Source organism: Streptomyces sp. NBC_00370 (genome assembly GCF_036084755.1).
In the GTDB taxonomy this organism is placed as follows: Bacteria; Actinomycetota; Actinomycetes; order Streptomycetales; family Streptomycetaceae; genus Streptomyces.
On the sequence record NZ_CP107968.1, the window covers coordinates 6,303,590 to 6,314,668 of the forward strand.

Consider the following 11,079-nt stretch of genomic DNA (forward strand, 5'->3'; position numbering starts at 1 on the left):
ATGAAGAAATTCGTGAACGATCCGAAGAACTTCGTCCCGGAGATGCTGGAAGGGCTGGCCCTGGCCAACCCCGGCACCCTCCGGTACGTCCCCGAGTACAACCTGATCATGCGTGCCGACGCTCCGCAGGCCGGCAAGGTCTCCATCGTCCAGGGGTCGGGGTCGGGCCACGAGCCGTCCCATGTCATGACCGTCGGCAAGGGAATGCTCGACGCCGCCTGTCCGGGTGACATCTTCTCGGCGCCGCCCACCGACTACGTGTACGAGACGGTCAAACTCGTCGCCTCGCCCAAGGGCGTCCTGTTGCTGGTCAACAACTACACCGGCGACCGGATGGCCTTCGAGATGGCGGAGGAGCTGTCGGCGGCCGACGGCGTCACCGTCCGCACGCTGTTCATCGACGACGACGTCTCCGTACAGGACTCGACGTACACCGTCGGCAGGCGCGGTGTGGCCGGAAACTTCTTCGTGATGAAGGCAGTCGGCGCGGCGGCCGAGCGGGGCGCCGACCTCGACGAGCTGTACCGGATCGGCGAGAAGGTCAACTCCGTCACCCGCACGATGGGCATGGCGCTCACCGCCTGCACCCCGCCCGCCAAGGGCTCCCCGCTCTTCGACCTGCCCGACGACGAGATCGAGATGGGCGTGGGCATCCACGGCGAGCCCGGCCGGCGGCGGGAGAAGCTGCGCCCGGCCAACGAGATGGTGGCGGAACTCGTCACCACCGTCGTGGACGATCTGCCGTTCGCCTCCGGCGACAAGGTGGCGCTGATGCTCAACGGCCTCGGCGGCACGCCGATCGGCGAGCTGTACCTGGCGTACGGGCTCGCGCACCGGCAGGTCACCGAGCGCGGGATCGAGATCAGCCGCAGTTACGTGGGGGAGTACTGCACCTCGCTCGACATGGCCGGCGCCTCCGTCACGCTGGTCAGGCTGGACGACGAGATCGCCGAACTCCTCGCCGACCCGGCCGAGATCGCGATCCGCGTCTTCTGACAGAGTGGTCCGCCGTCATCGGTCACACACCCGGGAGGGACCCCTCATGGCGGACACAGCGGCACTCAGGGCGGCATTCGACCAGTTCGACGTGGACAAGGACGGCGCGATCACCGCGGCCGAACTGCGCGGCGTGCTGGCGGAGCTGGGCGCGGGCGTCATCTCCGAGGAGCAGGCGGCGTCGCTCCTCGGCGCCGCCGACGCCGACAGCGACGGCCGGGTGACCTGGGACGAGTTTCTCGCGGCGCGCGCCCGCTGACGCCACGGCCGGCCAGGGAAGTCCCTGGCCGGCGTGGTGCGCTTGACAGGAAAATCGAACATCCATTCTGATTGGGCACCGGTCGCCGGGCGCCGCCGGAGGGCGCCGGGCGGGACGTCAGGACGCATTGTCAGTGGCAGGGGATAGCGTCAGTGACGTGAAGCGATCGACTCAAGCAAATCGGGTGGAACCCATGGCAGGAACCGACCGCGAGAAGGCGTTGGACGCCGCTCTCGCCCAAATTGAACGGCAATTCGGCAAGGGCGCGGTGATGCGCCTCGGCGAGCGGCCGAACGAGCCCATCGAGGTCATCCCCACCGGGTCGACCGCGCTCGACGTCGCGCTCGGCGTCGGCGGCCTGCCGCGCGGCCGTGTGGTGGAGGTGTACGGACCGGAATCCTCCGGTAAGACGACCCTGACCCTGCACGCGGTGGCGAACGCGCAGCGACTCGGCGGCACGGTGGCCTTCGTCGACGCGGAGCACGCACTCGACCCCGAGTACGCGCAGAAGCTCGGCGTCGACATCGACAACCTGCTGCTGTCCCAGCCGGACAACGGCGAGCAGGCGCTCGAAATCGTGGACATGCTGGTCCGCTCGGGCGCGCTCGACCTCATCGTCATCGACTCCGTCGCGGCCCTGGTGCCGCGCGCGGAGATCGAGGGCGAGATGGGCGACTCGCACGTCGGCCTGCAGGCGAGGCTGATGAGCCAGGCACTCCGGAAGATCACCAGCGCGCTCAACCAGTCCAAGACCACCGCGATCTTCATCAACCAGCTCCGCGAGAAGATCGGTGTGATGTTCGGCTCGCCGGAGACCACCACCGGTGGCCGGGCGCTCAAGTTCTACGCCTCGGTGCGGCTCGACATCCGCCGGATCGAGACCCTGAAGGACGGGACGGACGCCGTCGGCAACCGCACCCGGGTCAAGGTCGTCAAGAACAAGGTCGCACCGCCCTTCAAGCAGGCCGAGTTCGACATCCTCTACGGCCACGGCATCAGCCGCGAGGGCGGCCTGATCGACATGGGCGTGGACGAGGGCTTCGTGCGCAAGGCCGGCGCCTGGTACACGTACGAGGGCGACCAGCTCGGCCAGGGCAAGGAGAACGCCCGTAACTTCCTCAAGGACAACCCCGATCTCGCCAACGAGATCGAGAAGAAGATCCTGGAGAAGCTGGGCATCGGGGTGAGGCCCGAGACGCCGGCCGAGCCCGGCGCCGACGCGGCGAGCGGTCCGGCCCCGGCCGGTTCCCCGGCCGACGACGCGGCGAAGTCGGTGCCGGCCCCTGCAGCCAAGGCCAAGTCGGCCAAGGCGGCAGCGGCCAAGAGCTAGTCCGCACCGTGCCTTATCCGAAGAGGCGGCGCGCGGAGGAGCAGGGCGGCAGTTCGGGCTCGTCGAGGGCCGAGCGGGAACTGCCGCCCCAGGACCCGGCCGAGCGGGCGCGGGCAATCTGCCTGCGCCTGCTCACCGGCATGCCGCGCACCCGTAAACAGCTGGCGGAGGCCCTGGCCAAACGCGACGTCCCCGAGGATGTCGCCGAGGAGGTGCTGTCCCGTTTCGTGGACGTGGGGCTGATCGACGACGCGGCGTTCGCCGGCGCCTGGGTGGAGTCCCGGCACCACGGCCGGGGCCTGGCCCGCCGCGCCCTCGCCCGTGAACTGCGCACCAAGGGCGTGGACTCGACCCTGGTCGACGAGGCGGTCGGCCGGCTCGACCCGGAGCAGGAGGAGACGACCGCCCGCGACCTGGTCGCCCGCAAGCTCCGCACCACGCGCGGTATGGAGCGCGACAAACGGCTGCGCAGGCTCGTCGGCATGCTGGCCCGCAAGGGCTACTCCCAGGGCATGGCCCTGCGGGTGGTCAAACAGGCGCTGGAGGAGGAGGGCGAGGACACCGAAGGACTCGACGAGGGGCTGCACTTCGACTGACACGCCCTGCTGCCACGGGGGACGACCGGGAATGACCGGGGTAGCCCCACCCCGGAAACGCAGGCCCACTCCAGTGCACAGACGGTTGTGCACAAGCAACTGTGTAGTCATGGACGTCGTCAGAGGATCGATCGAGGGCTTCGGCGAGAACTCGGCGACGGCACACCGGCCACCGTCACCGTGCGCGCCGTCTACGCGCGGGTCTCGGATTCGGCGATCTGACGCTTGGCCACGACCTGTTGGCACGGCACATGGACAATCCGCTCGCCGCAGCCGTCCTGGGAGTTCGCGATGATGCGGCTCGCCGGCGCGACCCGCCGGCAGGTGCTGCGGATGCTGCGGACCGAGGCGCTGGTGCTCGCCCTGCTGGCCGCCGTCATCGGCACGGGCATCGCCCTCGCCGTCCTGACCGCTTTCAGCGTCGGCATGACGGGCAGCGCGGAGCCGGCCGTGCGGCCGTTGGAGTACGCGGGTGTGGTCGGAGCGGCCGGGCTGCTCGCGCTCGTCGCCACCGCCCTGCCGGGCAGGGCGGCGCTCAGGACCCGCCCGGTGGAGGTCGCGGCCGCCCGTCACTGAGCGGTACGGCCGGCACGTACGGCAGCGGTCACCGCGCGGGCACGGTCACCGTACGGCAGTGGTCACCGCGTGACCGGCAGCCCTTCGGACTGCCAGGCCTGGAAGCCACCGATCAGGTCGGTCGCGCGGTGCAGCCCGAGCTGGCGCAGGGACACGGCGGCGAGACTCGACGCGTAGCCCTCGTTGCAGACCACCACCACCCGCAGGTCGTGGCTGGTGGCCTCGGCGGCGCGGTGGCTGCCCCGCGGGTCGAGCCGCCACTCCAGCTCGTTGCGCTCCACGACCAGCGCGCCGGGGATCAGTCCGTCGCGCTCGCGCAGCTCCTGATAGCGGATGTCGACCAGCAGGGCCCCGTGCGCGGCCTCGTCGAAGGCCTCCTTGGCACTGACCCGGTCCAGATCCTCGCGGACCCGCTCCAGCAGTTCGTCGATGCCGACCGGCTCGGTCACTGCCACTCCTCGGGAACCTCGACCTGCTCAAGGCGGAGTACGGAGCCGGTGCGGCTGTAGCGCCGCATCAGCGGCAGCGGGGGGAAGTACGCGTGCACGGAGACCGCGTGCTCGCCCGCCGACTCGTTGCGCACCTCGTGGACATGGTGCTCACCGAACGCCTTGCCGTCACCCGCCGTCAACTCCCGGTGCCGGTCGACCCCTTCGGCCAGCTCCAGGGTCTTCCACCCCTCGGTGGGCAGCCGGGCGGCGAGGGAGTCCTCCTGGAGCACGCCCGCCGCCGTGGCGAAGGCGCCGTGCGAGCCGCCGTGGTCGTGCCAGCCGGTGCCCGTGCCGGGCGGCCAGCCGATCAGCCAGGCCTCACTGCCGGACGGGCCTTCGAGCCGGATCCACGTACGGCCCTCGGGGTCGAGGGGGAGTGAGTCGATCAAGGTCTTGTCGGCCGCTGTCCTGCGGACGAAGTCGAGAAGCTCGGTCGCGGTCGGGCCCGCCCCGACGGCCGGCGCGGGCACCGGGGGAGCGGGTGTGGCGACGGCAGCGGCGGAGGCAGGGAGCGATACGGGAGTAGACATCATGACCGTCCTGAGAAGTTCGCGAAAATGCGCTGCCGTGGTGTCACACGGCACGCGCGCGGAAACGAAGGCGAATCAGCAGGACGGGCGACACACGCAGCCCGCGTAACGGAGCAGGTCCACATGAACCCTCCGCCACAGGCGCACATCGGTGTCAGTCACGCTCTGTACTACACCATGAGGGGTCGAGCGCGGTCAATTGATGTTCACAATGCGGTCGCCCCGTTCCGCATCCGTGTCGGCCGCCGAAGGAGAGCCGCCGCGCGCCGCGTCGGCCGCCGCGTAGAGATCGGCCGGACGCACCCCGCCGAAGGCGTCGACAAGATGCCCGTCGGGCCGTACGAGCAGGACGTTGTGCGCGGACGCCCCCGGGTACGCCTCGGTGACCAGCAGCTCGGCCCGCACGGGCAGCGCGGTCACGGCGGCGGCGAGCCGCGGCATCACCCCGGCGGTCAGCCAGTGCCGCCGGTCCCACACCCCGGTCCCCGGCGCGACCAGCACCACCAGCAGCTGCCCGCGGCCGAGCCGGTCCCTGAGCCGCGCGGACGTACCGTCCGGCGTCGTCACCCGTACGTCGGCGACGGGACCGCCGGGGGCGGTGCCGACCGCCGTGCTCCCCTGGGCGTGCGGAGGCGCGAGGGGGGAGTGCGGGTACGAGGGGGGCGCGCCCAGCGGTCCGTACCCCAGATGCCCGTCGGCGAGCAGGGTGTCGTGACCGCTCGCCGCACCCGGCAGATACGTCCGCAGCCCGCCACCGCCGCGCAGTATCGGCAGGGACTGGTCGGCGGCGCGCAGCCGCCCGGCGACGGCGGTGCGCCGCTCCGCCTGGTAGCTGTCCAGCAGCGCGGGCGACGCGCCGTGGTGCCAGGCCTGTGCCAGCTTCCAGGCCAGGTTGTCGGCGTCCCGCAGCCCCTCGTCGAGCCCCTGGGTGCCCACGGCGCCCAGCAGATGGGCGGCGTCCCCCGCGAGGAAGGCACGGCCCACCCGCCACCGCCTGGCCAGCCGGTGGTGCAGCGTGTAGACACCGGTGTCGAGCAGTTCGTACGGGGGTGTCTCGCCGCACCAGCCGGCCAGGGTGTCCCGCAGCCGCGCCACCAGCGCGTCGGGTGTGACCAGCTCACCCCGGGCGGGCAGCAGCCAGTCCAGCCGCCACACGTCGTCCGGCAGCGGCCTCGCCGACACCTCGTCGCCGCCGCCGCGCCACGGCGGCTGACGGTGCAGCACCGCCTCGCCCGGCCAGGGCAGTTCGGCGCGCAGCGCGGCCACGGCGTGCCGCTCGACCGCCGTACGGCCGGGGAACCGCACGCCGAGCAGTTTGCGGACGGTCGACCTGGCGCCGTCGCAGCCCACCAGATGGCTGGCCCGCCACCAGGTCGCCTCGGGGCCGCGGGTGTGCACGGTGACGCCGTGCGCGTCCTGCTCCAGCGAGTCCAGCCGGCTGCCCGTCGCCACCTGGATCAGCTTCTGCCCGGCGATCGCCTCACGCAGCCCGCGCGACAGGGCGTGCTGCGGGATGTGCAGCGGGGCAGGACCGCCGTCGTCGCCGAGCGGTACCTGCCGCATCAGCTGCTTGCGCCGCATCGAGCGCCAGCCCTGCCAGTGCGTCGCCTCGTCGGCGAGGGTGGTGCAGCCGATCCGGGCCACCAGCGCCGCGGTGTCGGGGCGCAGCACGACCGTACGGGCGGGGCGGGGGTCGTCCGTGCCGCTGCCCTCGTCCAGCAGGACGACAGGGACGTCCTGCGCGGCGAGGGCGAGGGACAGCGCCAGCCCGACAGGGCCGGCGCCGACCACGATCACCGGGTCCACGTCGCGCCCTCTCCGGCCCGTACGGTCGTGCTTTCAGTGGCGCTTGAGCCTGTCGGACAGGCCCTGGGAGCCCGATGCGTGATCACAGAACGTATGCAACCCACTGGGGGTGCCGCCGTCAAGTGACGCCCACGGCGGCGCGTACACCGTGTGCCACGTGCGCCTCAGAGGGTGTCTCCACCCCCGACGACGCCCGCTTCCTCCGCGTCGCCCGCCCCGAGGACCGCGCCCGTGCTCTTGCGCGCCTTGCGGAGCTTGCGCTCCAGCCAGCCGGCGAAGGTGGTGAGCGCGAAGTTCAGCACGATGTAGATCAGGGCGATGACGGTGAAGGCCGCGATGACGTTGGCACCGTAGTTCGCCGTGATCGTCCGGTTCTGCGAGAGCAGCTCCTGCAGACCGAGGACGGCGCCGCCGAGCGCGGTGTCCTTGACGATCACCACCAGCTGGCTGACCAGGGCCGGCAGCATGGCTGTCACCGCCTGCGGCAGCAGCACGGACGACATGACCTGGCCCTTGCGCATCCCGATCGCCTTCGCGGCGTCGGTCTGGCCGCTGGGCAGGGAGAGGATCCCGGCCCGCACGATCTCGGCCATGACCGAGGAGTTGTAGAGCACCAGGCCGGTGACCACGGCGAACAGCGGCCTGCTGTCGGAGGAGACGTCCGTGAACTGCACGTACAGCTGATACGCGAAGATCATCATGATCAGTACGGGGATGGAGCGGAAGAGCTCCACCACGACGCCGACCGGAACCCTGACCCACCGGTGGTCCGAAAGACGGCCGATGCCGAGCAGTGCGCCCACCGGCAGGGCGATCACGATCGCCAGTGCCGCCGCCTTCAGGGTCTCCCCGAGGCCGGGCAGCAGATAGGTCGTCCAGACCTTGGAGTCGTCGACGAACGGACTCCACTTCTCCGAGGCCAGCTGACCGTGGTCAAGCAGCGCGGAGATGACCCACCAGACGGCCAGCGCGAGGAGGATCAGGAACACGATCGTGTAGAGAATGTTGCGCCGCTTGGCACGGCTGCCGGGCGCGTCGTACAGGACGGACTCGGTACTCATCGCTTCACCGCCACTCGCTTGGCCACCCAGCCCAGCAGCAGGCCGACCGGGAGGGTGAGAACGATGAACCCGAACGCGAAGACCGCGAAGACGGCGAAGAGCGAGTCGGCCTCGTTCTCGATCATGGTCTTCATCAGTGCCGCCGCCTCGGCGACGCTGATCGCCGCCGCCACCGTGGTGTTCTTGGTGAGCGCGATCAGTACGTTGGCGAGCGGGCCGACCACGGACCGGAACGCCTGGGGGAGCACCACCAGCCTCAGCACCTGGAAGAAGCTCAGGCCCAGCGCACGGGCCGCCTCCGCCTGTCCGACGGGCACGGTGTTGATACCGGAGCGCAGGGCCTCGCAGACGAAGGTGCCGGTGTAGGCGATGAGCCCGAGCACCGCCATCCGGAAGCCGATGTCCTTGAAGGTCTCGCCGCCGAGCGTGATCCGGAGGGTCTGGTTGAGTCCGAGCGAACACGCGACGATGATCACCGTCAGCGGCGTGTTGCGGACGATGTTGATGTAGGCGGTGCTGAACGCCCGCATCAGCGGTACGGGACTGACCCGCATCCCGGCCAGCAGCGTTCCCCATATGAGGGAGCCGGCTGCGGAGTAGAGGGTGAGCTGCACCGTCACCCAGAAGGCGCCGAGCAGGTCGTACTGCCCGGAATCAAGAAAGTCGAACACGATGCCCCGCGCTCTCCCCTGGTTGGCTGGTCGGTACGCGCCGCCGGCTGGGCCGGCGGCGCGTCACTGCGTGTCTCAGCTGGCCGCGGCGATCTGCGGGGCAGGCTCGTTCTTGTAGTTGGCGGGGCCGAAGTTCTTCTTCACGGCCTTCTCCCAGGAGCCGTCCGACTCCATCTTCTTGAGCGCGGCGTTGACCTTGTTGAGCAGGTCGGTGTCGCCCTTCTTGAGACCGATGCCGTAGTTCTCGTCGCTCAGCTTCAGGCCGGTCAGCTTGAACTTGCCCTGGTGCTCCTTCTGCGCGGCGTAGCCGGCGAGGATGGAGTCGTCCGTGGTGAGCGCGTCGACCGTCTTGCTCTCCAGGCCGGTCAGGCACTCGGAGTAGCCGCCGACCTGCTGGAGGTCGGCCTTGGGCGCCAGTTCCTTCTGGATGTTCTGCGCCGAGGTCGAACCGGTCACGGAGCAGAGCTTCTTGGAGTTGAGGTCCTCGGCCTTGGTGATGCTGCTGTCGTCGGCGCGCACCAGCAGGTCCTGGTGGGCCAGCAGGTAGGGGCCCGCGAAGTCGACGCGCTGCTTGCGCTCGTCGTTGATCGAGTAGCTGGCGACGACGAGCTTCACGTCGCCGTTGGCGATGAGGTTCTCGCGCTCGGCGCTCGGCGACTCCTTCCACTCGATGTCCTTGGCGTCGTAGCCCAGTTCCTTGGCCACGTACGTGGCGACGTCGACGTCGAAGCCGGTGAAGCTGCCGTCCGGCGTCTTCAGGCCGAGACCCGGCTGGTCGTACTTGATCCCGATGGCGATCTTGCCGCCGCCGTCGGCGCTGTCGCTGTCCTTGCTGTCGCCGCCACACGCGGTGGCCGTCAGCGAGAGGACGAGTACGGCAGCCGCTGCCGCGCTTGTCTTGTGGAGCTTCATCGTTGAACTTCCCTCGGGTGAGACGTGGAAGAGACAGGTCGTGGAAGAGGCAGGCTGTGGAACAGACAGGCTGTGGGACAGACCGGTCAGTGGTGCAGGATCTTCGAGAGGAAGTCCTTGGCACGGTCACTGCGCGGGTTGTTGAAGAACTCGTCAGGGGTCGTCTCCTCGACGATCTTTCCGTCCGCCATGAAGACGACCCTGTTCGCCGCCGAGCGCGCGAAGCCCATCTCGTGGGTGACGACGACCATCGTCATTCCCTCGCGTGCCAGCTGCTGCATGACCTCAAGGACCTCGTTGATCATCTCGGGGTCGAGCGCTGAGGTCGGTTCGTCGAAGAGCATGACCTTGGGGTCCATCGCCAACGCCCGTGCGATGGCCACGCGTTGCTGCTGTCCGCCGGAGAGCTGAGCCGGGTACTTGTCGGCCTGCGAGCCCACGCCCACCCGGTCGAGGAGGGAGTGCGCCTTCTCCTCCGCCTCCTGCTTGCCGAGCTTGCGGACCTTCGTCTGGCCCAGAGTGACGTTCTCCAGCACGGTCTTGTGCGCGAAAAGGTTGAACGACTGGAAGACCATGCCGACATCGGCCCGCAGCCGGGCGAGCTCCCTGCCTTCGTCCGGCAGCGGCTTGCCGTCGACGGTGATCGAACCTGAATCGATCGTCTCCAGGCGGTTGATGGTGCGGCACAGTGTGGACTTACCGGACCCGGAGGGGCCGATGACGACCACGACCTCGCCACGGGCGATGGTCAGATCGATGTCCTGGAGCACATGCAGCGCGCCGAAGTGCTTGTTGACGTTGCTCAGTACGACCAGGTCGCCGGCCGCCGGCACGGCGTCCTCGGTGCCCTTGGTCACTGACACTCCGCTCATCGGCTTATTGCTCCGTCCTCCTCGGTTGGGAAGGACCATAGGCACGGGCCGCGACCAGCGTCATTACATCTGAGCGGAACTTGAGCATAACGATCGGGCAGCGGACGGACACGCCGCGTGAGGGGGCGGTGCGGGGCGTACCGGGTGGGTAACGGAAAGCACGGGGAGCCGGACCGGCCCTTGACGCCTGCGGTGTCATGGGCGTGGATGCCGGGAGGGGAAATACCACAGGAAGTGCCACAGCCAGGGGGGCGCCATGAGACTGCTGCTCGTCGAGGACGACGACCACGTCGCCGCTGCTCTGGCGGCCGTGCTCGCCCGGCACGGCTTCGACGTCGTGCACGCCAGGAGCGGCGAGGAGGCGCTACGGGCGCTGCTGCCCGCCGCCAACGCGGGCAAGGCGCCCTTCGGGGTGGTGCTGCTCGACCTCGGCCTGCCCGACCAGGACGGTTACCAGGTCTGCGGCAAGATCCGGAAGATCACCTCGACCCCGGTGATCATGGTGACGGCCCGCGCCGACGTACGCTCCCGGATCCACGGCCTCAACCTCGGCGCCGACGACTACGTGACCAAGCCCTACGACACCGGTGAACTGCTCGCCCGTATCCACGCGGTGAGCCGGCGCGGCAGCACGGCTGAGGAGTCCGCCGGGGCCGAGCGGCCCGCCCCCGGGCTCGGGCGGGTCACGCTGGAACTCGCCAACCGCCAGGTCAGCGTCGACGGCACCCCCGTACCGCTGACCCGCAAGGAGTTCGACCTGCTGGCGCTGCTCGCCCAGCGGCCCGGGGTGGTCTTCCGCAGGGAGCAGATCATCAGCGAGGTGTGGCTGACCAGCTGGGAGGGGACCGGGCGGACCCTCGAAGTGCACGTGGCGTCCCTGCGCCACAAACTCGGCATGCCGTCGCTGATCGAGACGGTACGGGGCGTCGGCTACCGGTTGGTCGTGCCTGCCGCGCACCCGGGCAAGCAAGGCCAGTAA

12 protein-coding genes and 2 pseudogenes are annotated in these 11,079 nt (G+C 69.9%); 6 read left to right on the plus strand and 8 right to left on the minus strand.

Features of this window, described 5'->3' with window-relative positions; genetic code table 11:
* From dhaK to OHS57_RS28235, 5 genes and pseudogenes are all read left to right on the plus strand, one after another.
* Complete coding sequence (gene dhaK, locus OHS57_RS28215) at positions 1–996, plus strand: dihydroxyacetone kinase subunit DhaK (protein ID WP_041983521.1); 996 nt, start codon at positions 1–3, stop codon at positions 994–996.
* Positions 997–1,042: 46 nt separating this feature from the next.
* Complete coding sequence (locus OHS57_RS28220) at positions 1,043–1,255, plus strand: EF-hand domain-containing protein (protein ID WP_041983520.1); 213 nt, start codon at positions 1,043–1,045, stop codon at positions 1,253–1,255.
* Positions 1,256–1,448: 193 nt separating this feature from the next.
* Entirely contained in the window at positions 1,449–2,585 is a 1,137-nt protein-coding gene (recA, locus tag OHS57_RS28225; protein WP_328583704.1) for a recombinase RecA, read from the plus strand.
* Positions 2,471–3,181 (plus strand): annotated as a pseudogene (recX, locus tag OHS57_RS28230) (recombination regulator RecX); the annotation flags it as partial. The gene recA and the pseudogene recX, both read left to right, overlap by 115 nt.
* Before the next feature lie 81 nt (positions 3,182–3,262).
* Positions 3,263–3,757 (plus strand): annotated as a pseudogene (locus OHS57_RS28235) (FtsX-like permease family protein); the annotation flags it as partial.
* A gap of 62 nt (positions 3,758–3,819) precedes the next feature.
* Here OHS57_RS28235 and OHS57_RS28240 read toward each other — a convergent pair.
* The 8 genes from OHS57_RS28240 to OHS57_RS28270 form a co-directional block, all read right to left on the minus strand.
* A complete protein-coding gene (locus OHS57_RS28240) occupies positions 3,820–4,206 on the minus strand; it encodes a rhodanese-like domain-containing protein (RefSeq protein ID WP_328583705.1) in 387 nt (128 codons plus the stop codon).
* Positions 4,203–4,778 (minus strand): cysteine dioxygenase, encoded by a 576-nt coding sequence (locus OHS57_RS28245; protein WP_078863870.1) that lies wholly within the window; start codon positions 4,776–4,778, stop codon positions 4,203–4,205. The genes OHS57_RS28240 and OHS57_RS28245 overlap by 4 nt, the downstream gene beginning before the upstream one ends.
* Before the next feature lie 75 nt (positions 4,779–4,853).
* Complete coding sequence (locus OHS57_RS37805) at positions 4,854–4,940, minus strand: putative leader peptide (protein WP_362549525.1); 87 nt, start codon at positions 4,938–4,940, stop codon at positions 4,854–4,856.
* 33 nt (positions 4,941–4,973) lie between these two features.
* Positions 4,974–6,584, minus strand: a complete 1,611-nt coding sequence (locus OHS57_RS28250; protein ID WP_328583706.1) for an FAD-dependent monooxygenase — start codon at positions 6,582–6,584, stop codon at positions 4,974–4,976.
* Positions 6,585–6,748: 164 nt separating this feature from the next.
* Positions 6,749–7,645, minus strand: coding sequence for an amino acid ABC transporter permease (locus tag OHS57_RS28255; protein ID WP_041983509.1), 897 nt, complete (start codon positions 7,643–7,645; stop codon positions 6,749–6,751).
* A complete protein-coding gene (locus tag OHS57_RS28260) occupies positions 7,642–8,316 on the minus strand; it encodes an amino acid ABC transporter permease (protein WP_328583707.1) in 675 nt (224 codons plus the stop codon). Before OHS57_RS28260 ends, OHS57_RS28255 begins: the two co-directional genes overlap by 4 nt.
* Before the next feature lie 75 nt (positions 8,317–8,391).
* Positions 8,392–9,228, minus strand: a complete 837-nt coding sequence (locus OHS57_RS28265) for a glutamate ABC transporter substrate-binding protein (protein ID WP_041983503.1) — start codon at positions 9,226–9,228, stop codon at positions 8,392–8,394.
* A gap of 86 nt (positions 9,229–9,314) precedes the next feature.
* Positions 9,315–10,100, minus strand: coding sequence for an amino acid ABC transporter ATP-binding protein (locus OHS57_RS28270; protein ID WP_041983501.1), 786 nt, complete (start codon positions 10,098–10,100; stop codon positions 9,315–9,317).
* 256 nt (positions 10,101–10,356) lie between these two features.
* On the opposite strand from OHS57_RS28270, the gene OHS57_RS28275 reads away from it, so the two are divergent.
* Positions 10,357–11,079 (plus strand): response regulator transcription factor, encoded by a 723-nt coding sequence (locus OHS57_RS28275; RefSeq protein WP_041983498.1) that lies wholly within the window; start codon positions 10,357–10,359, stop codon positions 11,077–11,079.

Excerpts from the sequence above, each read along its gene's own strand:
- dhaK (WP_041983521.1), top strand. The coding sequence starts at position 1 with ATGAAGAAATTCGTGAACGATCCGAAGAACTTCGTCCCGGAGATGCTG.
- OHS57_RS28220 (WP_041983520.1), top strand. The coding sequence starts at position 1,043 with ATGGCGGACACAGCGGCACTCAGGGCGGCATTCGACCAGTTCGACGTG.
- recA (WP_328583704.1), top strand. The coding sequence starts at position 1,449 with ATGGCAGGAACCGACCGCGAGAAGGCGTTGGACGCCGCTCTCGCCCAA.
- OHS57_RS28245 (WP_078863870.1), bottom strand. The coding sequence starts at position 4,778 with ATGTCTACTCCCGTATCGCTCCCTGCCTCCGCCGCTGCCGTCGCCACA.
- OHS57_RS28255 (WP_041983509.1), bottom strand. The coding sequence starts at position 7,645 with ATGAGTACCGAGTCCGTCCTGTACGACGCGCCCGGCAGCCGTGCCAAG.
- OHS57_RS28265 (WP_041983503.1), bottom strand. The coding sequence starts at position 9,228 with ATGAAGCTCCACAAGACAAGCGCGGCAGCGGCTGCCGTACTCGTCCTC.
- OHS57_RS28270 (WP_041983501.1), bottom strand. The coding sequence starts at position 10,100 with ATGAGCGGAGTGTCAGTGACCAAGGGCACCGAGGACGCCGTGCCGGCG.
- OHS57_RS28275 (WP_041983498.1), top strand. The coding sequence starts at position 10,357 with ATGAGACTGCTGCTCGTCGAGGACGACGACCACGTCGCCGCTGCTCTG.